Origin of the sequence: Candidatus Darwinibacter acetoxidans (assembly GCF_041936445.1) — a bacterium.
Lineage (GTDB): Bacteria > Bacillota > Limnochordia > Darwinibacteriales > Darwinibacteriaceae > DTU010.
The window spans coordinates 1-22,602 of the sequence record NZ_JBHGXH010000252.1 but is presented as its reverse complement, the minus strand read 5'-3'; the positions used below and the strand labels follow the sequence as shown (position 1 = coordinate 22,602).

At 57.1% G+C, this 22,602-nt stretch carries 21 protein-coding genes; 6 read left to right on the top strand and 15 right to left on the bottom strand.

Translation table 11 applies throughout. The annotated features are described in order from the left end of the window. Positions 1–172 precede the first annotated feature (172 nt). From ACE4YL_RS09750 to ACE4YL_RS09690, 13 genes are all read right to left on the bottom strand, one after another. Positions 173–1,381, bottom strand: a complete 1,209-nt coding sequence (locus ACE4YL_RS09750; RefSeq protein ID WP_461364963.1) for an ROK family transcriptional regulator — start codon at positions 1,379–1,381, stop codon at positions 173–175. Between the two features lie 179 nt (positions 1,382–1,560). Further along, positions 1,561–2,379 carry a sugar phosphate isomerase/epimerase family protein gene (locus ACE4YL_RS09745; protein WP_461364962.1) on the bottom strand — a complete coding sequence of 273 codons (819 nt, stop codon included), beginning with the start codon at positions 2,377–2,379 and terminating at the stop codon, positions 1,561–1,563. A gap of 34 nt (positions 2,380–2,413) precedes the next feature. Next, the gene (locus tag ACE4YL_RS09740) at positions 2,414–3,523 is read right to left on the bottom strand and encodes a Gfo/Idh/MocA family protein (protein WP_461364961.1); all 1,110 of its coding nucleotides are present in this window, start codon (positions 3,521–3,523) and stop codon (positions 2,414–2,416) included. Between the two features lie 44 nt (positions 3,524–3,567). Next, the gene (locus ACE4YL_RS09735; RefSeq protein WP_461358127.1) at positions 3,568–4,335 is read right to left on the bottom strand and encodes an SDR family NAD(P)-dependent oxidoreductase; all 768 of its coding nucleotides are present in this window, start codon (positions 4,333–4,335) and stop codon (positions 3,568–3,570) included. Between the two features lie 7 nt (positions 4,336–4,342). Further along, positions 4,343–5,272 carry a transketolase family protein gene (locus tag ACE4YL_RS09730; protein ID WP_461358126.1) on the bottom strand — a complete coding sequence of 310 codons (930 nt, stop codon included), beginning with the start codon at positions 5,270–5,272 and terminating at the stop codon, positions 4,343–4,345. A 3-nt stretch (positions 5,273–5,275) separates the two neighbouring features. Then, positions 5,276–6,106, bottom strand: a complete 831-nt coding sequence (locus tag ACE4YL_RS09725) for a transketolase (protein WP_461358125.1) — start codon at positions 6,104–6,106, stop codon at positions 5,276–5,278. 9 nt (positions 6,107–6,115) lie between these two features. Then, on the bottom strand, positions 6,116–7,009 hold the full coding sequence (garR, locus tag ACE4YL_RS09720) for a 2-hydroxy-3-oxopropionate reductase (RefSeq protein ID WP_461358124.1): 894 nt from the start codon (positions 7,007–7,009) through the stop codon (positions 6,116–6,118). Further along, the gene (locus ACE4YL_RS09715) at positions 7,006–7,722 is read right to left on the bottom strand and encodes a FadR/GntR family transcriptional regulator (protein WP_461358123.1); all 717 of its coding nucleotides are present in this window, start codon (positions 7,720–7,722) and stop codon (positions 7,006–7,008) included. Before ACE4YL_RS09715 ends, garR begins: the two co-directional genes overlap by 4 nt. A gap of 17 nt (positions 7,723–7,739) precedes the next feature. Next, positions 7,740–8,699, bottom strand: coding sequence for an ABC transporter ATP-binding protein (locus tag ACE4YL_RS09710; RefSeq protein WP_461358122.1), 960 nt, complete (start codon positions 8,697–8,699; stop codon positions 7,740–7,742). Further along, entirely contained in the window at positions 8,696–9,682 is a 987-nt protein-coding gene (locus ACE4YL_RS09705) for an ABC transporter ATP-binding protein (protein ID WP_461358121.1), read from the bottom strand. Before ACE4YL_RS09705 ends, ACE4YL_RS09710 begins: the two co-directional genes overlap by 4 nt. A gap of 4 nt (positions 9,683–9,686) precedes the next feature. After that, entirely contained in the window at positions 9,687–10,547 is an 861-nt protein-coding gene (locus ACE4YL_RS09700) for an ABC transporter permease (RefSeq protein ID WP_461358120.1), read from the bottom strand. A 13-nt stretch (positions 10,548–10,560) separates the two neighbouring features. Further along, positions 10,561–11,562 (bottom strand): ABC transporter permease, encoded by a 1,002-nt coding sequence (locus tag ACE4YL_RS09695; protein ID WP_461358119.1) that lies wholly within the window; start codon positions 11,560–11,562, stop codon positions 10,561–10,563. A 75-nt stretch (positions 11,563–11,637) separates the two neighbouring features. Beyond that, positions 11,638–13,512: an ABC transporter substrate-binding protein gene (locus ACE4YL_RS09690; RefSeq protein WP_461358118.1), complete on the bottom strand. Its 1,875-nt coding sequence runs from the start codon at positions 13,510–13,512 to the stop codon at positions 11,638–11,640. Positions 13,513–13,965: 453 nt separating this feature from the next. Here ACE4YL_RS09690 and ACE4YL_RS09685 point away from each other — a divergent pair, with 453 nt between their 5' ends. The 6 genes from ACE4YL_RS09685 (at position 13,966) to ACE4YL_RS09660 (ending at position 20,323) form a co-directional block, all read left to right on the top strand. Next, positions 13,966–15,276 carry an ABC transporter substrate-binding protein gene (locus ACE4YL_RS09685; RefSeq protein ID WP_461369584.1) on the top strand — a complete coding sequence of 437 codons (1,311 nt, stop codon included), beginning with the start codon at positions 13,966–13,968 and terminating at the stop codon, positions 15,274–15,276. 124 nt (positions 15,277–15,400) lie between these two features. After that, the gene (locus tag ACE4YL_RS09680; RefSeq protein WP_461369583.1) at positions 15,401–16,288 is read left to right on the top strand and encodes a carbohydrate ABC transporter permease; all 888 of its coding nucleotides are present in this window, start codon (positions 15,401–15,403) and stop codon (positions 16,286–16,288) included. An 18-nt stretch (positions 16,289–16,306) separates the two neighbouring features. After that, positions 16,307–17,128 carry a carbohydrate ABC transporter permease gene (locus tag ACE4YL_RS09675; protein ID WP_461369582.1) on the top strand — a complete coding sequence of 274 codons (822 nt, stop codon included), beginning with the start codon at positions 16,307–16,309 and terminating at the stop codon, positions 17,126–17,128. A gap of 306 nt (positions 17,129–17,434) precedes the next feature. Beyond that, complete coding sequence (locus ACE4YL_RS09670) at positions 17,435–18,505, top strand: LacI family DNA-binding transcriptional regulator (RefSeq protein WP_461358675.1); 1,071 nt, start codon at positions 17,435–17,437, stop codon at positions 18,503–18,505. Beyond that, positions 18,502–19,674, top strand: coding sequence for a M20 family metallopeptidase (locus tag ACE4YL_RS09665; protein ID WP_461358674.1), 1,173 nt, complete (start codon positions 18,502–18,504; stop codon positions 19,672–19,674). Before ACE4YL_RS09670 ends, ACE4YL_RS09665 begins: the two co-directional genes overlap by 4 nt. A gap of 40 nt (positions 19,675–19,714) precedes the next feature. Beyond that, positions 19,715–20,323 carry a DUF1349 domain-containing protein gene (locus ACE4YL_RS09660; RefSeq protein ID WP_461358673.1) on the top strand — a complete coding sequence of 203 codons (609 nt, stop codon included), beginning with the start codon at positions 19,715–19,717 and terminating at the stop codon, positions 20,321–20,323. Positions 20,324–20,408: 85 nt separating this feature from the next. On the opposite strand, the gene ACE4YL_RS09655 is transcribed toward ACE4YL_RS09660, so the two are convergent. Both ACE4YL_RS09655 and ACE4YL_RS09650 read right to left on the bottom strand, forming a co-directional pair. Then, positions 20,409–21,797, bottom strand: coding sequence for a plasmid pRiA4b ORF-3 family protein (locus ACE4YL_RS09655; RefSeq protein ID WP_461369581.1), 1,389 nt, complete (start codon positions 21,795–21,797; stop codon positions 20,409–20,411). Between the two features lie 125 nt (positions 21,798–21,922). After that, a complete protein-coding gene (locus tag ACE4YL_RS09650) occupies positions 21,923–22,516 on the bottom strand; it encodes a hypothetical protein (RefSeq protein WP_461369580.1) in 594 nt (197 codons plus the stop codon). Between the last annotated feature and the right edge of the window lie 86 nt (positions 22,517–22,602).

Genomic DNA, 22,602 nt, shown 5'->3' with positions numbered 1-22,602 from the left:
TGTTCCAAGGCACCCCCTCGGCTTCCTCCAGACCCCACTGTTGCCAGTGGCGCCCTTGCCTGCTGGTTACCTTCCCGCTGGTTGGGCGGTAGGGTTTCTCTCAACCCATCGGCTCGGTAGACATGCCGGGCACACAAAAAGCCACCCCTGACAGGGATGGCCTGCCCCTATTCTAGCTGACGGCATTGGGTGTGACAATGGGGTTCTGCCAGACATACTCCAGGGCAATGGCCCCGGTGCCCAAAAGAAACGCTTCCTGGCCAAAGGTGGAAAGGCGCACCTTGGTGTTGGCCCTGATTTCCGGGGCGAGCCTGGAAAGGAGTGTCTCCTTCGCGGTATCGAACCAGAGGGAACCAAACTCGGTCATCTCATCGCCAAACACCACCACCGCGGGATTCACCAAGTTCACTGCCCCGGCCGCGGCGGCTCCGGTGTAGATGGCTGCCTGCTTGACCCCTTCCAACACCACAGGATGGCCTTCCCGGGCCAAGGTCACCAGATCCTCCAAGCTTACATCTGATCCCAATTCTTGCCGCATCTGCTTGAGAAAGGCCCTGCTGGAAGCATAGTTGGTCAAGCAGCCCGTTCCGCCGCACTCACAGGGGGGCCCGGAGAGATTCACGCTGAGATGGCCGATTTGACCTGCCGTACCCATGTAACCGCGGTAGACTTCGCCGTCTAAGACCAACCCGGCACCGATTCCCCGCCCCACCGCGATATAAAGTACACTGCTGGCTTCCCTCGCCTCGCCAAAGAGCACTTCCGCTAAGGCAGCGGCATTGGCGTCGTGCTCCAGGATGGTGGGGATGCCAAAATGGTCCTGAATCAGCGAGCGGATGGGAACGTCCCGCCAGTGGACATTGCCATGGAGGTGGGTGATCTTACCTTCCTTGAAGTTGATGGGACCGGGGGTGATTACGCCGATGGCCTGCAGACTGGAACGCACGCCGCTTTCTTCCACCACTTCCTCCATGAGATCCAGCATGCTGCGGAGCACGCGTTCCGCATCCTCAAAATCCTCGATGACCGCCGTTTTGGCCAGGATCACCTCGGCTTTGGGGTTGAACACCCGGCACACTATGGAGGATCGGGAAAGGCGCACGCCCAAAACATGGAACCCCCGGCGGTTGATGGCCAGGCCCACGGCCCGGCGTCCCTTCTTGCCCGAAAGATAACCGGTTTCCACCACATAACCCGAAGCGATCAGGTCCCTCACTATATTGGTGACGGTGCCAGGCGTTAAACCAACCATGTCGGCAACCTGCCGGCGGCAGATCTGCTCGTTCTGGCGGATGCACTGCAGCACTGTCACCTGGTTGAGCTTCTGAACATCCTCGATATTCTTGCCGGGCAGCTCCTTCTTGTTCATGTTCATGTTCATTCCCATCGCTCCCTAACCAACACATTCATCAACTAGATTATTTTATCCAAAGCATTAATTCAAGGGGGCGGCAGACAATTCCTGCACCCAAGGCCACCGCCATGAACCCCTGGCCGAAACGGCAAAGAGACCGGGGAGCCCGATGCTGCGGCCCCCCGGTCAGGATCGGTTCTGTGCCCCTAGAGACCCAGGACGTTATGGATGTATCTTCTGGAATCCATGGCCGCCTTGTAGTTGCAGACCGGCGGGTTGTCCAGTTCCACGCAGAGGACGCCGTCATAGCCGTGCTTCTTGAGGACTTTGTACACACCTTTGAAATCGACGATGCCATAGCCCAAGGTGCAAAAACGGGCCATGGGCCACTGGGCATACTCCTCGCTGGGGGCATAGACGTCTTTCAGGTGCACATAGCCGAGCCTGTCCCCGTATTTGTCAAAGGCCCGGACGCAGTCCATGCCGGCTAAGGTGGTGTGGGCCGTGTCCAAACAGAGGCTGACCAGCTGCGGATCGGTGTTGGCCAGGAAGAGATCGATCTCTTCTTCCTTATAGATGGCTGTGTTGGCATGGGGGTGCATGCAGGCCACCAAGCCGTTGTCCCGGCAGAGCCTGCCGATTCTATTGGACAGCTCCGCGTAGGCCAGGACGGTCTGTTCATCTAAGGGACGTTCGTAGGGCTCATCCTGCCACATCACCGCCTGGAGGTTCATGTAAGTGGCTCCGATCTGCTTCATGAAATCCACATATTCCACCGCTTTGGCGTAGTCCGCTTCCGGATCGGTGGAGAAGTGATGGTAAAGGCAGGCCATTTCCAACCCGTATTTGTCCAAAAGCTCTTTTACGGCCTTGGCATCATTATCGAAGTACTTGGTGATGAAGGCGAAATTCTCCACCGCATCATAGCCCAGATCCGCTACTTCCTTGAGAAACTGCTCAAACTCGTACTTTTGATTGTCCTGATGGTGAATCAACCACGTCCAGCCAGTATAAGCGATCTTCATTTCCTTCGCCTCCCATGTCGCTTTAGATTTACAGCTACCTGTCGATGATTCCCAAAACCCGGGCTTTCTCCATGGGTGCCTGACGGGTAAAGGGCGAGTGGATCTCTTCCCGCGCCTGCTTCGCACTGCTCCGCTCAAAGGCGGTCATCACATCCAGGACATGGAAGAGCTGCTCCAGATTGGCCCTGATGGGCCGCTTGTTTTTCAAGGCTACCGCCATATCAGCCAGACCCAAGCCCCGGAAGTTGTCTTTGTAGTCGAACACCAGGGGCATCTCCAGATACTCACCTACTTCGGGACGGAGCAGGTAGACCTTCTCACCGAACATGTTGGGGTCGGGAACCCGCAGGGTTCCTTCTGTACCGTAGATCTCCAAGCGGGCCTGCTCTTTGTAGACCACATCAAAGGTGGTGAACAAAGTGCCCACCGCCCCACTGTCCAGTTCCAAGATCCCGATGAGATGGGTGGGTACCTCCACATCCACCACTTTGCCCGCCAGGGGCTGGCTGGTGATGGTGCGCTGCTTGAAGGTGGTGCGGGCCACGCTGGTCACGGCAGCCACCCGTCCCAAGAGGTTGACTAGGGCCGTGAGGTAATAGGGCCCCATATCCAACAGCGGTCCTCCGCCGAATTTGTAATAGAACTCGGGACTGGGATGCCAGCTTTCATGGCCCCGGCAGATCATGGAGGCAGTAAAGCCGATGGGCTCGCCGATAAACCCGGCATCGATCAGTTTACGGCAGGTCTGGATGGAAGCACCTAAGAAGGTATCCGGCGCCCCGCCGATGCTCAGTCCCCGCTCCCGGGCCAAATTAACCAGCTGTTCCCCTTCTTCTTTCGTGGCCGCCAAGGGCTTTTCCGTGTAAACATGCTTACCCGCTTCCAGGGCCGCCTTGGTCACGGCGAAGTGCTCATAGGGACGGGTCAGATTGACGATGATCTCCACTTCCCCATCCCCGCAGGCCTCCTGCAAGGTCTCGTAGACTTTGGGGATCCCGTACTTTTTCTGAGCTTGCTCCGCCTTTTCGCGAATGGAATCACAAACACCAATAACTTCAACCTGCTTAAAATACCTGGTCAAATTGTCGAGATAAATGCCGCTGATATCCCCTACTCCAATCAGGGCAACTTTGGTGGTCTCCATATGTTCTCCTCCCAGCTTGCCATACATCTAAGCTTCTTGCTGCTCTACCAGATGGTGTAACCTCCATCCAGCACCAGAACATGTCCTGTCATAAAACTAGAGGCGTCCGAGGCCAGGTAAACGGCGGTGGGACCGATCTCCTTGGGATCAGCAAAGCGGCCCATGGGCGTTTGCTCCAGTGCGTCCCTGCCCTGCTCGGTCTGCATCCACGGCTCGTTCAAAGGGGTGAGGAAATACCCTGGGGCAATGGCGTTAACCCGGATGCCGTGGGGCGCCCACTCCGCGGCAAAGGCCCGGGTCAAGCCGTTCACCCCCGCTTTGGCGGCGCAGTACACCCCAACGGGCCGCCGTCTGTTGATGATAAGCGAAGACATGGAAGAAATGTTGATGAGCGATCCCCGGATGCCGAGGTTCAGCATGGCTCTGCCCGCCGCCTGGCACACGTTGAACGTCCCCTTGAGATTCACATCCATGATGGTGTCGTAATCCGCTTCAGTGATCTCCGCCATGGGATAGCGGCGGTTGAGCCCCGCGCTGTTCACCACCACATCCAGGCGCCCGTAGCGCTCCACCACATGGCTAACCAGGCTGTCCACACCGCTGCGCTGGGCCACATCCACCTGGTAGGCTTCGGCGGCAAAGCCCGCCTGCCTCAGCTCTTCCGCGGTGGCCCGGGCCTTTTCCTCGTTGATGTCGGCAATGACGATTTTAGCCCCCGCACCAGCCAGGCTGAAGGCCATGGCCCGGCCTAGGCCCTGGGCCCCTCCGGTGACCACGGCCACTTTCCCCGTGAGACTGAAAGCTTCCAGCAATCCATCCTCACCCCCTTCCCATCAGGAAGCGGGCTCGCTCGCAGATGGCCTCTGTGGTCAAGCCGTAGTGGGCCAAAAGTTCCCCGTGGCTCTGGGCCGATTGACCGAAGGCATCCTCCACCCCGATCAGACAGGTGGGCTTGGGGGTGAGGGCCAGCGCTTCCAAAACGGCGCTGCCCAAGCCGCCAATCACGCTGTGTTCCTCCACGGTGATCACGCCCTTGACATCCGCGGCCAAGCGCTGGATGCCATCTTTGGCCAAGGGCTTCACGCAGCTCACATTGACCACCCGCAGGGAAATTCCCTCCTGGGCCAGGATCTCCCGGGCTTCCAGGGCGAGGCTAGTCATGAGGCCGTTGGCGAAGACCACCAGGTCCTTACCATCCTGCAGGAGCGCAGGCCCTAGGCCTGGTTCTTCCTTGGGTAGGTATTCCATGGGCGAACGGCTGATGCGGATGTAGACGGGACCCCTTATTTCCAAAGCCAGATCCACCGCTTCCTCCACTTCCCCGGGGTCCATGGGCACCAAAACGGTCATGTTGGGCAGGGCCCGCATGATGGCCACATCCTCCAGCGCCTGATGGGTGGCTCCATCCCCGAAGTCGGAAAAGCCGTAGCTGGAACCAACCAGCTTCACGTTGGCTTTGGCCAAGGCCACGCTCTGCCGGACCTGCTCAAAGGCCCGGCCGGTTAAGAACACCGCAAAGGAATGCACAAAGGGGATCTTACCCCCTAAAGCCAGTCCCGCGGCCACAGCCACCATGTTCTGTTCACCGATGCCCATTTCAAAGTGCCTTTCCGGATACTGTTCCCGCAGGAGACAGGACATGGTGGAACCGCTCAGGTCCGCATCCAGGGCCACGATCCGTTCATCTTCCGCCGCCCGCTTCACCAGATACCTGCCGTAGGCTTCCCGCGGACACGCAAGTTTTCTCATCTGCTACACCCCATCCCCGGCAATCTCCCGCAGCGCCTGCTGGTACTGCTCCTCAGTGAGCGCCCCATTGTGGAAACTGGCCACGTTCTCCGCAAAGGACACCCCTTTGCCCTTCACCGTATGGGCGATAATGGCCACAGGCTGCCCGGTGGACTGGTCCGCGGCATCCAGGGCATCGACGATGGCTGCAAAGTCATGGCCGTCGATTTCCAAAACACGCCAGCCGAAGGCCCTGAACTTCTCGGCGATCGGGCCCACATCGTAAAGCTCGGGAATTCTGCCCGTGGCCTGCATCTTGTTGTGATCAACGATGGCAATGAGGCGGTCGGTTTTGTAAAAAGCGGCGGCGGTGGCCGCTTCCCAGACCTGTCCTTCCGCCAGTTCCGCATCGCCTAAAATGACATAGACCCTGTAGTCCCGCCTATCCAGCCGGCCAGCCAAGGCCAGCCCCAAGCCGATGGAGAGCCCCTGGCCGAGACTGCCGGTGTTGGCCTCGACGCCAGGGGTGCGATCCCGCTCGGGGTGCCCCTGGAGAAAAGAGCCCAGCTGCTTTGTGGTCTCCAGGGCCGCGGGCGGAAAATAACCGCAGTGGGCCAAGGCGGCATACTGGGCCAGTACCGAGTGGCCCTTGCTTAAGATCAGCCGATCCCGGTCCGCATGCTCAGGATCCTCAGGCCAGTGGCGCATTTTGTAAAAATACAGGGCGGTGACCAGATCCGCGCAGGACATGGAACCCCCTAAATGGCCCCGCTGATTGACACCGATGGCCCGGATAATCCCTTCCCTCACCAGGCGCGCTTTAGCTTCTAGGTACTTCACATCTCGTTTTTCCATGGGCCTGCCTCAACTTTCCTGCTTGAGTGACAGCGAGTTCAACTTCTCGTAGAACAGGGCCAGACCGCCATGGTCGCGGTCTCCCAAGCCATCCCCGAGCAAGACCTGGAGCATCTCCATCACCTGTGCGGTGAGGGGTACGGCGACATTCAGCTCCCGGCTGGTTTCCAGGACATTGGCCAGGTCTTTGGCATGGAGGTTAATCCGAAAGCCCGGCGCGAAGTTCCCGGAGAACATGCGGGGGGCCTTATCCTCCAGGCACTGGCTGCCCGCGAGCCCGCCGCGGATGGCCTGGAAGATCCGCTCGGGATCCACCCCCGCCTTCTTGCCCAGGGTCAAGGCTTCCGCGATCACCGCAATATTCACCGCCACGATCATCTGGTTCACCAGCTTGCACATCTGCCCAGCCCCTGCGGGGCCAACCAGGACGATGGAACCGGCCATGGCCCCAAGCACATCCTTCACCGCGGCAAAAGCTTGTTCACTGCCCCCCACCATCACGGCCAAGGTACCCGCCTGGGCCTTCTCCACGCCGCCGGAAACGGGGGCGTCCAGGGCCTCGACCCCCTTTTCCTGCAGCCTTTCCGCGATTTCCTTCGCCGCCAGGGGCGAGATGGAGCTCATGTCCACGAAATACTGGCCGGGGCGCAGCGCCGGGTAAAGGCCGTTTTCGCCAAAAACAACTTCCCGGACATGGGGCGAGTTGGGCAGCATGGTGACAATCACTTCCGCAGCCTCCGCCACCTCCCGGGGCGTCTTCGCCCCCTGGGCCCCTGCCTCCACCAGGGCTGCCACCTTATGCTCATTGCGGTCATACACTGTGAGCGGGTAGCCCGCCTTGAGCAGGTTCAAAGCCATGGGGCGCCCCATGAGCCCCAGACCGATAAACCCGATCTTCCTCAATGCAGCTCCTCCTTTCGCCTGTTTTCCAAGATGGCCTTATAAGTGCGCTCCATGTGGGTGCGCATGGCTTCCGCGGCCAGCTCTTCATCTCCAGCCTTTATGGCCTCCAGAATGGCGCGGTGATCGTTGATGCCCCGTTCTATGGCATCGGCGAAAGCGACGATTTCCAGCTGCTGGGACACCAAGAACACCTCGATGGCTTCGTAGATTTTCACAATTACGTTGTTTTGGGTAGCCAGGACAATCTGCTTGTGGAAGCTGTGATCATGGCGGGCGAACTGCTCACGGTCCTCCCGGGAAGCCTCCATTTTCTCCAGCAGTGCCTCCAGTCCCCCCAGCATCTCGGGGGTAGCCCGGCGGGCCGCCAGCTGGGCGGTGGTCACCTCCACCATGCGCCTGGCTTCCATAATGGCGAACACATCTTCCCGGTCGGCCATCAGCCGGGGCATCAGGGGATGGAGGTAATCCTCCGGCTCGGGATACCAAACGAAATTGCCTTCCCCATGCCGGATCTGGACCAGCCCCCGGGAGCTTAACGAACGCAGCGCCTCCCGGAGTGCGGAGCGGCTTACCCCGAATTCCTTGGCCAGTTCCACTTCACTGGGCAGTCGCTCTCCCTTTTCCCAATGCCCGCTGACAATGAGCCGCTGCAGCTCTTCGGCGACCTCTTCCCACACCTTTTTTCTGCGTATCTTGTTAATTCCCATCTGCATTACCTACCTTCAAAGACTCACCGGTACAAATGACACTTCACCAGCCGATCATCCACCCTATAGTGTTCAGGCTCCTGCCTTTGGCAGATCTCCATCACCCGCGGGCAGCGTCCCGCGAACTTACAGCCCTGCCTGGTGTACTCCCTGGCCTCCAAATCGCTCAAGGCGATATCCTCCGTCCACCTATCCCGGGGATCGGGGGCAGGCACTGAACTTTGCAGGAGCTGACTGTAGGGATGGAGCGGATTGTCCAAAACCTTCTTCACGGAACCGATCTCCACGAACTGGCCCCGGAGCATAATGGCGATGCGATCGCTGATGTAGTAGGCGGTGGCCAGGTCGTGGGTGATGTAGATGATGCTCACCCCCTGCTCTTCTTTCAGGCGCTTGAACAGGTTCACCACCGACATGCGTAGGGAAGCATCGATCATGGAAACCGGTTCATCGGCGATGAGCAGCGATGGATTGGTGATCAGCGCCCTGGCGATGGACGCCCGCTGCAGCTGTCCCCCCGACATCTCACTGGGGTATTTGTCCTTGATCTCCGCGGCGGTGAGCCCCACCAGCTCCAAGGAGCGCTCCGTGAGGGGGTATTGTCCCCGGGGAGGGCTGCCGAAGCTGCGCTCGGTGTCGTGGAAGTAGTTCTGCACCTTTTTGAGGGGGTTGAAGGTCTCGAAGGGGTTCTGGAAGATGGGCTGCACATCCCTGATGAACTCCCTTTTGCCCTTGAGGTGCTCCAGCGGTTGACCTTTGTAGTAGATGCTGCCCGAGGTTGGGGCTTCAAAGCCCAGAATCAGCTTGGCCACAGTGGACTTGCCGCTGCCGCTTTCCCCTGCCAAGGTGAAAATCTCCGGCGGCTGAAGCTCCAGTTCGAAGGAGACCCTGCTCACTGCTTCGATCTTGGATTTGACAAAGCCCTGTCCCTTAGTGAATACCTTGGTAACGTTATCCAGTACAAGCAGCTTGTCGTTGTTCATTGGCCACCCTCCTGCAGGAAACATGCCACTCTGTGCCGATTGCCCACATCCCTCAGGAGAGGCGCTTCCTTGCGGCAGCGCTCCATGGCAAAGGGACAGCGGGGGTGAAACCTGCACCCCGGCGGAGGATCCACCAGGGACGGCGGAGCTCCGGGGGCACTTGCCCGGGGGGAGCTGTCGCCCACCCGGGGCAGGGAGTTGAGCAGCATGGAAGTATAGGGATGTTTAGGATTGCTGAACAGGGTCTGGACATCACCCTCCTCCACTATTTCCCCAGCGTACATCACGGCCAAACGGTCACAGAGATTGGCATGGATGGACATGTCGTGGGTCACGAGGATCAGGGTGTTCTGCTGTTCCTCTTTGATCTTTTTGATCAGCTGAACCACGCCCCGCTGCACCACCACATCCAAGGCGGTGGTGGGTTCATCGGCGAAGATGATATCGGGGCGGAGTATGGTGGACAGGGCGATGGTAATCCGCTGCCGCATCCCGCCGGATAGTTGGTGGGGATAGGTGTGCATCACGGTCCAGTCCAAGCCCAGGGCCTGGAGGTGGTCCCTAACCATCTCCTCGAACTCGCTTTCGCTTACATCCAGGTGGGCATAGACCACATCCTCGAAGGACTTGCGGATGCGGCGCACCGGGTTGAGCACGCTCATGCTGCCCTGGGGGATCAGGGAGATGCGCACTCCCCTAAGCCTGCGCCTCTGCCGATCATCGTTGAGGGACAGGATGTTCAAGCTTTCGTCGGAGAAGTTGTAGCTGACCTCTCCGTCTAGAATCTGCAGGGGCGGCTTGACTAAGCCGCTCACCGCCTTGAGCAGTGTTGACTTGCCGCAGCCCGATTCCCCGGCGATCCCGTAGATCTCGTTCTTGTTCACCTCGAAGGAAACACCATCTACAGCCCGCACCGTGCTGCTGCGCCCGTATTTGTGGGTTATATAGTAGGCTTTGAGGTTTTTGACTTCCAAAATGGCCATGTGCTCACCTCTTTCTGATCATCTGCAGCCGCGTGCGGGGATCCAGGTACTCGCTGATACTGGTGGAAAGCATGTAGAGCGCCAGGATCAAAACGACGCAGATAATGACCGGGGTTAGAATCCAGTTCCACCTTTCCAGGAAGATCGCTTGGTACTGCAAAGCCCAGTAGATCATGGTGCCAATGGTGGGCGTGTTCAGGTTGGACAGTCCCAGCATGGAAAGGGTCACCTCCATGCCGATCACCCAAATCACGTTGTTGATGGTGGTGGCCATGACCAGCGGAACGATGTAGGGCAAATGCTCCGTGGTAACGATCTTAAAGGTCTTCAGGCCGGAAAAAACCGCCGTTCTCGTGAACTCCCGCTCCTTGAGGCTGAGAATCTGGGAGCGGAACAGCCTGGCGTCCCAGGCCCAGCCAAAGAGGCCGATCACGATGCCCAGCACCACCATGTTCAGTGAGCTGCGCAGGATCGTGGCGATCAGGATCAGAATGGGAAAGAGGGGTATGATGATAAAACTGTCTGTAAGCACCATGACCACACGGTCAAACAGCCCCCCTTTATACCCGCTCAGAAGGCCCACCACAATGGCGATCACCCGGGAGATGGCCGCGGCGATCACCCCCAAAAGCAGGGAATTCTTGATGGCGGCCATGGCCTTCCACATAATGTCCTGCCCAATGGAGTTGGTACCAAGGGGATGCTGCAGGCTCGGCCGCAGGTCCCGGGGTACTGTGTTCCACGCCCGCATATCGTAGGGCGCAAAGCGGGAGACAAAGGCGATGATCACAAAGAAGGCCAGCACAGTGAAGCCGAAGGCGAATCTTTTGTCGTTTCTGTAAAGATCACGGATAACTGCAAACACCTGTCTTACCCCCTCATGAATACCTGACCCTGGGATCAAGCAGCGGATAAACCAGGTCCACCACGAGCATGGCCGTGGAAACACCAATAATGGAAAAGACGTTGATGCCCATGATCAGGTTGTAATCTCCTGCCAAGATCGCGGAGTACAGCAGATAGCCCATGCCGGGGTAGGCAAAAACGATCTCGGTAATCAAGGCGCCGCCAAAGATAAAACCGAGATTGAGGGCAAAACCCGTGATCTGCGGGATGATGGCATTGCGCATGATATACATAAACACGATTTTCGCTTTGGGCAGGCCCGAGGCTTCCGCATAAACCACGTAATCCTCTTCGATGATGTTAGAAGCCACATTGCGCATCTGCAGAAACCAGCCGCCGATTTCAATGATCACCATGGACAAAACGGGTAGAAAAGCGTGGCGCAAAAGGCTCAGGATGAACCGGGCATTGAAGCCTATTTTCACACCCATGCTGTAGCCGCCGGCCATGGGGAACACGGGAACCAGGAAGGCGAAGAGAATGAGCAGCACCAAAGCTACAATATAATAGGGAATCGGTCTGACTCCCATGATGACAAGCTCAATGAGCCTGGCCAGCCTGGAGTGGGGGAAGCTGACCCTGATGCCCCCCAGGATCGTGCCGATCAGCCATGAGATGGTCAAGGAGACAAGCAGAAGCCCCACCGTCCACGGCAGTGACTGCTTGATCAGGGTCATAACGGGAGTGGGAAACTGGGTAAAGGAAGGGCCCAAATCCCCTGTGAACAACCTCTTGAAGTAAGAGATGTACTGCTGGAACATGCCCCCTTCGAGGCCGTACAGCTGCTGCAGCGTTTCTCTGATCTGCTCGATGGCCGCGGGATCCAGATACTGTCCTTGCGCCATCATTCTGCTCAATTGGCTTTCCACGGGGTTGGAAGGCAGCAGACGGGGAATCACAAAGACCAGAGTCAGCCCGATGAATACCACCGTGAAATACTGGATGAGCCGCGGGATATAGTACTTCTTCAGCAAGGCGAACCCCCCACACTGGAAATGTTCAACGGTATTTCAAGAAGCCTCCCTGGAAAGGGAGGCTTCTCAGGGTCATTAATGCCTTCCCGTTGGCTGGAGGAAAGGCAGGACGAACTTGAAGTTCGGCCAGTGATACCAAGGCACAGCATAGGGGTTGTCGCCGGTGGGATAGTTCGTCCAGTAGTAGTTGTCGAGGCCCATAAAGCCCGGGAAGGAAGCCAACGAGACGCCGGGCTGCCCGTCAATGAGCCGCTTAGCAACTTCGATGGCCAGCTCGATGTTCTTCGGATCGCTGTAGTCGGTCTGCTCCATCTGGTCGATGAAGTAGTCGATCTCTTCATTCACCCACCTGGACTGGTGGCCGACGAGTTTCTCGCCGATGGGCTTCCAGTACTGGGAATGGAACACGTTCAGACCCCTGTACAGGTCGATACCTGCGCCGAAGGGCTCAGCTGCCGGCTGGCCGCCCACAACCTGGTAGTCACCGGTCTCGGTGAGGGATTCAACCACCTCAGTGGGTATAGCTTCGCAGTCAATGCCGAAGGCCGACCACTGGTTGGCGATGGCAAAGGCCCACTTGAAGGAGGGGTTGGTGGCCGCGGTCAAGCAGACGATCTCAATCTTCCACGGCGTGCCATCGGGCAGCAGCCATTTGCCGTCTCTGCCTCTGGTGAAGCCGTTCTTCAGTAGGAGCTTCTCGGCCAGCTCAGGTGAATGCTTCCACCAGCCATAGCCGAACATGATCCGGATCTCTTCCTCTGTTTCAGGCACATCGTACCCTCTGCGCCTGGCCTCCTCTGCCATCTCGAAGGGCAGGTTGGAATTGAAGATCTTATACTCCTCGCCGTCGATCTCCAGCGTATACTCCTCCAGGTAGGGCAGCATCCGCTCATAGTAGAGTTCGTAGTACGGAAGCAGCGCCGGGATGTAGGCGGGAGCAAAGGCCACCGCGCCGTTGTAGGCCGTGAGGGCCAGGTTCTTGGCATCCAGGGCCAGGTTCAGCGCCCAGCGTACTTCCGGATTGTCAAACGGATAGACCAAGGTGTTGAAAGCAGCACCTGTTACGCAGGGATGCAGAAGTTCGGCCCAGGGGAAGTCTTTGTAATAGCCGGAAGCATACTCGTTCCTGCTGAGCACAACCTCCAGGGACTCGGGGGTCAAGTCCGCCATATCCAGCTCATGGTTGATCATGGCCATGGCCTTCTTGGACGCATCGCCAACATACATGAACTTGACATACTTGGGTGCAGGCTTGCCGTAGAGCATGCCGGTGGCGGTCCGCTCCCAGTCTTCCCTGAGTTCATAGAGGAACCAGTAACCGCCCAGATCATAGTCTACGAGCTTGTAGGGGCCGGTGCCCACAGGCGGGTTAAACTGGAAGCTGAGGGGATCCTCCACTTGTTCAAAGACGTGTTTGGGCAGAATGCGGCAGGCACCCCAGCGATCCAGGAACTGATAGTGGAAGCGGGAGTTGGGCTGTTTCAGCTCGAAGATCACTGTGTAGTCATCTGTCTTGTAGACTTTCTCTACATATTGATTGAACTGGGTGTGATAGCCAAACCCGGGGGTGGCCATGCTCAGCTCTACAGTGTAGACCACGTCATCGGCTGTAAAGGGCACCCCATCGTTCCAGTAGATCCCTTCCCGCAGCTTGACCGTCATGGTGGTGAAGTCTTCGCTGTAGATGGGATTCTCCTTGGCCAGAACATTGATCATCTCACCCGTTACGTAGTCTGCCATCCAGAGGGGATCGATGACCAGCTGCTGCAGACCCTTGTCGTTGCCGACCCAGGTGGCCCAGAAGTTGAAGTTCCCCGGATTGCCCACCTTACCTGTGAGGATGTCGGCAATGAGGGTCTCGTGTCTGGGCGGTTCAGCAGCAAGCAGCACACTCGAGAAAACCAGGCAAAAGCCCACAACCAACAGCAACAGCACGCTTTTCGATCTCATGTCTCTCCTCCTCAATCATGTATTGAGATCACACATCGCAAGCGCTACGCTTTCTCCCTCCTAGCCCATGCGCTCCCACCTCACTGTCCCAGAAACGTAGGATGTCCGACATCTGTCATATAAGTATTCCACGATGTCTGATGATTTCCTTCCGTATTTGATAATTCCCTTGCAAAATCATAAACACAGCTCACATACTGTAAACGCGGGCGGCGTTTTGTTTCCCATCCTGCAATTTTAGCAATTCTCTGTCCTTAATTAAGAGGAATTTGTTAAGGTACGACGAATAACCATACAAACGTCAGACATCATACCTCGAAGACGTACCACTGCACGGCACTACTGCATGGATTTTGCGCGACTAACAAGGGGGAAAGGAGGGGTGTCCCAAGGTTAGCCAAGCGCTGAGAGGGTCGAAGGTCAAGGGATAAATCAATCAGGAGGGAAGAGTCAATGAAGAGAGTTGCTTTAGCACTGTTGTTGGCGCTTGCGTTAAGCGTTGGCGTCTGCGCAGCTGACTACTATCCTGAATACACAGGCCCGCCCGTGGAGATAACCATGTGGGCCTGGACCAGCAACGAGAACTACTCCATCGAAGAGTTCCAGAAGGTCTATCCCAACATTACAGTGATCTGGGAAGACTTCGGCGTGCACTATGAAAAGGCCCAGACCGCTCTGGCAGCGGGATCTGGTCTGCCCGATGTGCTCATGGTGGAGTACTCCTTTGCACCGGAGTATATGGACCTGGGAGCCTTCCAACCCATCAACAAGTGGCTGGATGAGGAAACCTTCGTGAAGCTGTATGGCGAACAGGCCCTTGGCTGGTGCTCCATGGACGGAGAGATCTACGGCACCCCGCAGGACAGCGGCGCCATCGCCCTGTTCTACCGCCAGGATCTCTTTGATCAATATGGCTTGGAAGTGCCCACAACCTGGGAGGAGTTTGCTGAGCAGGCCCGTAAGTTCAAGGCAGCCGCTCCCGACCTGGAGTTCAACGCACCTCCCCTGGGCTACGCCCTCTGGTGGGTCGGTCTCGTCTGGCAGTCCGGCGGCAAGATGTTCGACTACCATGACGGGAACTGGTACATCGACTTCACCAACCCCATCGCCGAGAAGGTCTTTGAGTTCTGGGGCGAGCTGATTGACGAGGGTACCATCAACGTCACCATGTGGTGGAATGCCGACTGGTACAACTCGCTCAATATGGGAACCACCGCCACCGTGCTCAACGGCTGCTGGTTCGCCGAGTGGCTGCGCTACAACGCTCCAGATTCCGAAGGAATGTGGCGGGTCATCGCTCCACCGAACTTCGATCCCTCCAATCCGCATAACGGTATGCTCGGCGGCTCCGGCTTCTACGTCACCGCGCATTCCAAGAATCCCGAAGCTGCAGCTATCTTCGTCAACTGGCTGAACTCGCATCCCGATTCCCTGCGCTGCCTGAATCAGTACAGCAACCTGCCCATCATGGTATCTACCCGCTATGAAGAAGTCGTCCATGAACTTGCCGTAGACGACTCCTTCTTCGGCGGCCAGAACATCGTTGAAGAGCTGTGGCATGCCCACAACCTGATCAACACCACGTTCGTAGGCCTGCCCATCTGGTCCAACCTGGACAACGCGCTGAGTCTGCTGCTGCAGGACTACGTGGATGGCAAGATCGAGCGCTTCGCCGATATCCTGCCCATGTGGGAAGAGCAGGTCATCGGGTTCATGGAAGAGTTCGGTTACTTTAACGTAATCGTTGGCGAGCTGCCCGACTAAAGCATCTAAGGAGGGGTGCCCCGCACCCCTCCCTCCTCCAGCCGAGCCGACTTTGGTCTTCGCGCCTGGCCAGGCGCCCTAGCGTGCGGCGCTGCATTATCTTAAGTGCGGGAGTGTTCACAGTATGACTTGGATAAGTAAGGCAAGACTGAAGGCGACTTTAAAGGCGTACCTTTTCCTAGCCCCGTTCCTGGTGGTTTTTATTGGCCTTGTGGTCTACCCCATCGGATTGGGTGTACGGCTTTCCCTCTATGGCCAGAGGGGGGCGAGAATGTGGTACGTGGGCCTTGATAACTATAAGAGGATCTTTGCCGACTCCATGTTCTGGCAGTCGTTTAAGATCCCCCTGTTCCTACTGCTGGTGCAAGTGCCCGTTATGCTCTTTTTAGCGACCATGATCGCCTTCCTCTACGAGACCCGTAAAGGAGGAGGGCCGGTATACCGGTTCATCTATTACCTACCCTACACCATCCCCGGGATCGTGTCGGGTATCGTCTGGTCCTATATTTTCTCGGACTCCATGTCACCGCTGCATCCTCTGTTGAGTCTGTTTGGCTTGGAAAACGTAAAACTGCTCACCAGGGCGAATGTGCCGGGCATCCTCTTGGTCATTATCCTTTGGCAGTTCACCGGATATACGGCCTTTCTGGTCTATTCCTCATTGATTGCCATACCCAAAGAGTACTCCGAAGCTGCTCAGATCGACGGGGCAGGACTCTGGCAGATCGCCTTCCGCATCAAACTCCCGCTGCTGAAAGGCCCCTTAATTACCCTGTTTATCTTTAACGCCATTGGAGCCATGCAGGTTTTCAATGAACCGTGGATGTTGGGCAACCTAGTGGTTCTGCCCCTCAACTACACGCCGGCCATGTACATTTACAACTCGGCGTTTTCCCAGGGACGGTTCACCTACGCCACCGCGATGGGCGTCATCCTGGCGGTGATCACCTGCGCGTTCTCCTGGTACATCCTGCGCTCCGCGGGACGGCAGATCTTGGGACGGCGTGACTAGAGGAGGAGTGTGAGAGCAATGATGAGAAGCAGACGTTCCTATATAGTCTTTACGGTAATTCTGGTTCTGCTGGCGGGCTTCTTTATCTTCCCCTTCTACTGGTTGACAATTGGAACCACTAAAAACGTCAGCCAGCTGTTCCAGAAGTCACTGCTGCCGGGCAGGCCCAGCCACCTGCAGGACAACGTATCGCAGGTGTTCGCCTACCAAAATGGCGTGTTTTGGAACTGGGGGCTCAACTCTTTCCTGTATGCCGCGGTGGGCGCGTTCTTGGGCGTGTTCATAGCAGCCCTGGCGGGGTATGCCTTTAGAAAGTACAACTTCATCGGCAAGAGGCTGCTGTTCGTTTTGATCATCGCCTTTGCCATGGTACCGGGTTTTGCCACTACCCTGCCCCTGTTTATGCTCTTTAGGGATCTCAACCTAATTGACACCAGGTTTGCTGTGCTTCTGCCCTCCTCGGTGAACATCTTTGCCGTTTACATGATGGTCACCTACTGGAACCAGGTGGAGGACGAGGTGTTTGACGCGGCGGCCATTGACGGGGCTAATGACCTCACCACGTTTTGGCGCATCGGACTGCCCAATGTCATCCCGGGATTCATTACCCTGTATCTCCTGGCCTTTGTCAGCATCTGGAACAACTTCTTCCTGCCCTTGGTGGTCATCAATAGCAGGGCCCGCATGCCCTTGATTTTGGGTATCACCACCATCACCGACCCGCAGGGCTTCCCGGTGTATAACTTGACCTTAACGGCGAGCTTCTTCACCATTCTGCCCCTGCTCATCATGTTCGTCTCGCTGCAGAGGTACTTCAAACCCCAGATCTACATGCGCTGAGAGCCCTCCCCAAGAAATGGCGAGAAAGCCGCTAGCCCAGCGGCTTTCTTTTTTTGAACAGCTCGCTGACCTCGTTACCTCTGCTTCCCCAAAATTCCGTTCACTTTCGCCTTGGCCCAGAACGAGTGTGAAAACGCTTTCATCCGTTTGCTAAGCACGGCTACTTATCTGCGCGTTATAAGAAAACACTGCTCGATAATGATTGCCAAGTTGTTAACCCAACCGTTGACCGAGATGAGCGTTTTGTGATATAAGTATTATTGAAAGCGCTTACAGCATGAGTGAGTATTGAAGTGAGGTCAACCCATGCAGAAGGTAGTTACCCTCAAAGATGTGGCGAGCGTGGCTGGTGTTTCCCTGGCCACGGCCTCCCGGGTGATCAACGGGCATGCCGGCGTATCGGCGCAGAACAGGGCGAAGGTTGAGGAAGCCATCCGCAAGTTGAACTACAGCCCCAACGCCATTGCCCGGAGTCTAGCTACAGGGAGAACCGGCACGATCTCCCTGATCATCGTCCAGGAGGACCCCATCGTCCCCACCACCTGGTCCCACGAGCTGCCCATCATCCAAGCAATCCACGACACGGTGAAAACCCAGAACTGGGAACTTCAGATCACCATGTGTTCCTATAGGGAATTCCGGCAGCCTTCCTTTCTCCCCCATCACCTAAGCCGCGGGACGGTTGACGGGGTGTTGATTTTGTCTGCCTGGTTAGTGGAGCGGCATGTTGTTGCAGAGCTGAAGGCCAAAGGCCTTCCCTTTGTGATCATCGGAGCCCATGATCCTGATTACGAGGCGTTCTGCGTTGAATTTGACAACACAGAGGCTGTCCGCAGCCTGGTCAAGCACCTGCGGAGCGAAGGGCATGAGACCTTTGCCCTCATCGGTGGAGCCCCGGACCAGCTGCACATGGAGGCCCGCGTGCAGGGATTTGTCTCTGCGCTGCAAGACTGCGGTCTGCCCATCTGGAACCAGCTGATCGAATATGGCGACTGGAACGTTGAGAGTGGTTACGCGTTGATGCAGAAGCTGATCCAGAGAAAGCCGAGACCCACCGCGGTTATCTGCGGCAACGATTATCTGGCCGTCGGCGCCATGCAGGCCATTGCCGAAAGCGGGCTGCGCATCCCAGAAGACATAGCGGTGGTGGGTTTCGATGACACCGTGGTGGGGCGGGTGACCCTCCCCAAGCTTACCACCGTCAGGCCGCCCCTCACGCAGTTGGGGAGACTTGGCGCAGAAAGGCTAGTCCAAGAACTGGTTGGCTCAGCGGCTGATGGCGACAGGAGGGTGGTACTGCCATGTGAAGTTGTAATTCGGGCATCGTCCAAAGTCCAGACGAATCAAACGAACCAGAAGGAGGCCTACCGCCCATGAACGCAAGCCAGATAAGATCAACTGTTGAGCAGCTCTACCCGGCATTCCTTCGTGATCTGGAGGCCCTGGTGAACATAGACAGCGGCAGCGAAAATGTGGAAGGACTGCGCCGGGTGGTGGATTACCTCATCCCCCGCCTGGAGGACATGGGCCTGTCCACAGCCGTGGAATGGCATGATCGTTACGGGCCCTTTTTGACCGCCCGCACCAGGGGTAAGGGTAAGGCCACCATACTCTTTTTGGCTCACCTGGATACCGTGTGGCCTCCCGGGACCGCAGAGGAGCGGCCCTTCAGAATTGAGGAACCCTATGCCTATGGCCCCGGAGTGAATGACTGCCGTTCTGGCATGCTCTGCCAGGTTTACACGGTCAAGGTGCTCCAGGAGCTCGGTTTCCAAAACTACGGCGAGCTGATCCTCGTGTTCAACCCCGATGAGGAATTAGGTGCCCCCTGGTCCGGCAAGCTCATCACCGAGCTCGCCCGGGAAGCGGATGTGGCCCTGGTGATGGAAGGGCCTACGTTCCCGGATGAGTTTATCATGAGCCGAGCTGGCACCATGAACTACACCCTGGAGGTAATCGGCCGCCCGATCCATTCTGGAGTAGCGCCAGAGCAGGGACGCAACGCCATCTTGGAGCTTGTCCATAAGCTGCTGAAGATTCAGCGGCTGGAAAGCTGCGACGGCATCAAAGTAAACCTTGCCACCATCACCGGCGGCGAAAAACAGGGGATCGTTGCCGGTTACGCCAAGGCCGATCTTGATTTCCGCATCAGGCATTGGGATGCTGTCCGCACCATAGAAGAAAAGCTGCCACAGATAGTTGAGGAACGGACGATCCCGGACACGGTGGCAAAACTGAGTGGTGGTTTAGGGCATCCCCCCTTCCCAGAGCACCCCATGACGGGTGAACTGGTGGAGCTGGTCCAGGCATGCGGCCGTGAGCTTGGCCTTTCCTTAACGCCGAAGTTCTGCGGTGGAGCCTCCGATGCTTCCTATGCCGCCCTGGGTGGAGCGCTGACGTTGGATGGTCTTCCCCCGTGGGGCACTTTGTACCACACAGACCAAGAACATGTGGATCTGCGGACAATTATCCCCCGGGTGGCGTTGGTCAGCTCACTGGCCATGCAGATCTCACAGGACGACAAATGGTTGAGGAACAGGGAGTGATAGCTCCCAGTTCAGGCAATGATCTGAAGGAGGTATGATCATGGTTAATCTCTTTGCAGGGCTAAAGGGGAAAACACTACCGGAGGGCTTTACTTGGCTGAATGAACCAGCTGAGTGGACCTTTACAGAGGAAGGGCTGGTGGTACAGGCGGAGCCCCAAACCGATTATTTCATCGACCCTGCCGGTACTGCCGTTAAGGACAACGGACACTTTTTGTATACGCTGCAAGAGGGCGATTTCACACTCAGCACCTACGTCCAAGTGGGCATGCTGGATGATTACGATGCAGCGGTGATGATGATCATGGTGGATGACAGGCACTGGGCCAAGCTCTGCTATGAATACACCTACAAAAGGCCCATGATCGTCAGCGTGGTTACCCAGGGAGTATCCGATGACTGCAACTCCCTGGCTGTGCCTGAAACCGGTATTTACCTGCGCATTACCCGCTTTGGGGACTGCTTCGCTCTGCACTACTCCCACGATGCCAAGTGGTGGGAGATGGTGCGCTACTTCCGCCTAGAGAGCTCCGGACCCGTAAAGGTGGGCGTGGTAGCTCAGTCACCCACAGGAGATGGCTGTCAAGTAATCTTTAAGCACCTCAACTACTCACCGGAGCCAGTTACCGAGATAAGGTCAGGTAAATAGGGGGAAGCGGCTGCGGCCTGCCACAATGAAAAGAGCCTGCCGGAGCGTGAAGGACTCGCGCACTCCGGCAGGCCCTTTGCTACCTTCACCAAACAGCGATCACTGCATCCATCAGTTCAGTCTTGCGGACGAGATACGTCTCCTCCCAGGGCTCGCTGCCCTGGATCGTCTTCACTTCCACAAGGCCGAATTCGGCCAGGCAGCGGCTGATGATGCGGTGGTACACCGACGAGCTGAAGCCCTTTCTCGCCCTCTCCTCCGAGCCATACCGCTCTATGTCGTCCTCCAGCAAATGGGGATAGGCTTGGGCCAGTTGATCCGAGTAGAAACTGGAATCCCGCTCCTCAGTTCCAAACCGGTGGAGCAGCTGCATGATCTTCCCAATGTAGAACGGGTGCAAAGGCGCGTAGCCGTCGACATAATCAAGCAGATACTGGTGGAGAAAAGCCCTCCACAAGCTTAAGTAAGCTTCCTCCGGAGGGGCTTCCAAGATGGCTACGCCCCGCTTGGTGAGCCCTATTTGTCCCTTGCGTCTAAACACAAACCCCGCAAGGCGCGCCTGCTCATGGAGCTCCCGCAAAAACCAGGCATCATCCTCTTTCCTCACCCGATCATAGGGGATGGCATCGAGGTAGTTAAATCCCCGCTGGTACAGCTCCATCACCAGCTTGGCCGGGAGATTACCTTTCGCGGTGGCTTTGAGGGGGCCGCGTTCCTTTACCACCCTCAGAAAGTCTAGGAAGTAACGGAGCTTGTGGGTCTCCACCAGAGCTTCCCCGGGAATCCGAGCCTTAAACGCCATGCGAACTGCGGCGGGAAAGACCAGCTCCGTAATTTCCCGCGCGTATTCCTCCACTTTGCTTCCACCTAAAGGGAGCTTCCAGCGCAGGGTCTGGTTAGCCCGATCCAAGTCGAAGGAGTCGGTGAAACCCTGCATCCTTCCCCAGGCCACAGCGCTTTCGTGTTCTTCATGGTTGGGATCGTGCCAGGCCTCTAGGAAATCCATGAAACCATAGGGCCCACCCACATCCTCCGGCGGGCAGGCCCCGCCGGCGCCAATGCACACCGGAAACGGTTCTGTAAGTTCCACAGCCTCCTCCAGGACCACGTCGTGCTCCCAGTTATCACCCAGATCATACACATAGGTAAGGTGTCGGGAGCGCTGCAGCACAGCATCGATCTTTACTTCGGCACTGGACTGCATGGGAGACTCCAGGATCCGCTGCACATACTCATGACCTGGACTCCCGGGCTGCTTAGCGTAATACTGGTATTCCTCGATGGCATCCGAGTTGTCTGTATACACCGTGGGATCATCGTCACTCCAGAACTCGTGGAGATGGGCATCGTGCCATCCCATGGCAAATTGAATCACGTAATGCAAAGTGCGGAACGTGATGCCCTGGGGGACCACCACCCGCCGCCAGGTGGTGGGAAGCTCTCTGAGCGTGATTCTCAGCTGGTAACCTTTCATGTATGCGCCTCTCTTTCCGCTCCGTCCTAACCGCGAAGCTATATATCGTTAAGTTCTGCGGCGGGCTGTGTTCTCCTCTCCGCCAACGCGCCGCTGGTCAATTTCCCATCCTTTCTACGCCTCGCTCAGTCTTGAGCTAGACTATCCTTATCTCCATAGATGAAGCGATAGGTTGCGGCCTGCAGCCGTTCATTCACTTCCCGTTCCCGCTTCAAACGCCGGTTGCGGAAAAAGATCTGGGAAAAAGCCTCCCAAAGCAGCACCCAGCCCCCCACAAACAGCCCTTCTGAGATGATGGAACCTAGGATGAGAGCATCCAGAAGGCTGGGCAGAAGCCGGGCCAAAACCACAAAACCGATACCATAACCCGCATAGAGCATCGCATCTTGAAAGAGAGCGCGCTTTTCCAGCTCCAGCTGGGAGCGGCCATAGCTGAGGTGGAAATAGATGCTGCGGGTGAACTGCTCTTCTAGGTCGGGGTTGTAGACGCTTTTGGGAAGGTGAAAGGAGACAACTACATTGGAGCCAGACGGGATTTCCTGAAAACAGCCCACCAGGTAGTCCACTAACTCCGGCTCCAGGTCTTTTTCGTGGTAGGGGGAGAAATCCCACTTGTTAAAGAGGTCGCTGTAGCTGCCCACACGGATGTCAATGTGGTAGGTGTTGCTCTCGCTGTCGTAGTTATACATTGCTTTGGTCGTTACCTTCTTGCTTCTCATGCCTTTCTTCCCCCCAGCGGCAGTCACCGCGGCCCGCCGCACGCTACTGTCTCACCCAGGATTGCTTCCCTGAGCGCCATCTCAGC

Coding starts and splice junctions, on each gene's coding strand:
- ACE4YL_RS09750 (WP_461364963.1), bottom strand. CDS start 1,381: ATGAACATGAACATGAACAAGAAGGAGCTGCCCGGCAAGAATATCGAG.
- ACE4YL_RS09745 (WP_461364962.1), bottom strand. CDS start 2,379: ATGAAGATCGCTTATACTGGCTGGACGTGGTTGATTCACCATCAGGAC.
- ACE4YL_RS09740 (WP_461364961.1), bottom strand. CDS start 3,523: ATGGAGACCACCAAAGTTGCCCTGATTGGAGTAGGGGATATCAGCGGC.
- ACE4YL_RS09730 (WP_461358126.1), bottom strand. CDS start 5,272: ATGAGAAAACTTGCGTGTCCGCGGGAAGCCTACGGCAGGTATCTGGTG.
- ACE4YL_RS09725 (WP_461358125.1), bottom strand. CDS start 6,106: ATGGAAAAACGAGATGTGAAGTACCTAGAAGCTAAAGCGCGCCTGGTG.
- ACE4YL_RS09715 (WP_461358123.1), bottom strand. CDS start 7,722: ATGCAGATGGGAATTAACAAGATACGCAGAAAAAAGGTGTGGGAAGAG.
- ACE4YL_RS09710 (WP_461358122.1), bottom strand. CDS start 8,699: ATGAACAACGACAAGCTGCTTGTACTGGATAACGTTACCAAGGTATTC.
- ACE4YL_RS09705 (WP_461358121.1), bottom strand. CDS start 9,682: ATGGCCATTTTGGAAGTCAAAAACCTCAAAGCCTACTATATAACCCAC.
- ACE4YL_RS09690 (WP_461358118.1), bottom strand. CDS start 13,512: ATGAGATCGAAAAGCGTGCTGTTGCTGTTGGTTGTGGGCTTTTGCCTG.
- ACE4YL_RS09685 (WP_461369584.1), top strand. CDS start 13,966: ATGAAGAGAGTTGCTTTAGCACTGTTGTTGGCGCTTGCGTTAAGCGTT.
- ACE4YL_RS09680 (WP_461369583.1), top strand. CDS start 15,401: ATGACTTGGATAAGTAAGGCAAGACTGAAGGCGACTTTAAAGGCGTAC.
- ACE4YL_RS09675 (WP_461369582.1), top strand. CDS start 16,307: ATGATGAGAAGCAGACGTTCCTATATAGTCTTTACGGTAATTCTGGTT.
- ACE4YL_RS09670 (WP_461358675.1), top strand. CDS start 17,435: ATGCAGAAGGTAGTTACCCTCAAAGATGTGGCGAGCGTGGCTGGTGTT.
- ACE4YL_RS09665 (WP_461358674.1), top strand. CDS start 18,502: ATGAACGCAAGCCAGATAAGATCAACTGTTGAGCAGCTCTACCCGGCA.
- ACE4YL_RS09660 (WP_461358673.1), top strand. CDS start 19,715: ATGGTTAATCTCTTTGCAGGGCTAAAGGGGAAAACACTACCGGAGGGC.
- ACE4YL_RS09655 (WP_461369581.1), bottom strand. CDS start 21,797: ATGAAAGGTTACCAGCTGAGAATCACGCTCAGAGAGCTTCCCACCACC.
- ACE4YL_RS09650 (WP_461369580.1), bottom strand. CDS start 22,516: ATGAGAAGCAAGAAGGTAACGACCAAAGCAATGTATAACTACGACAGC.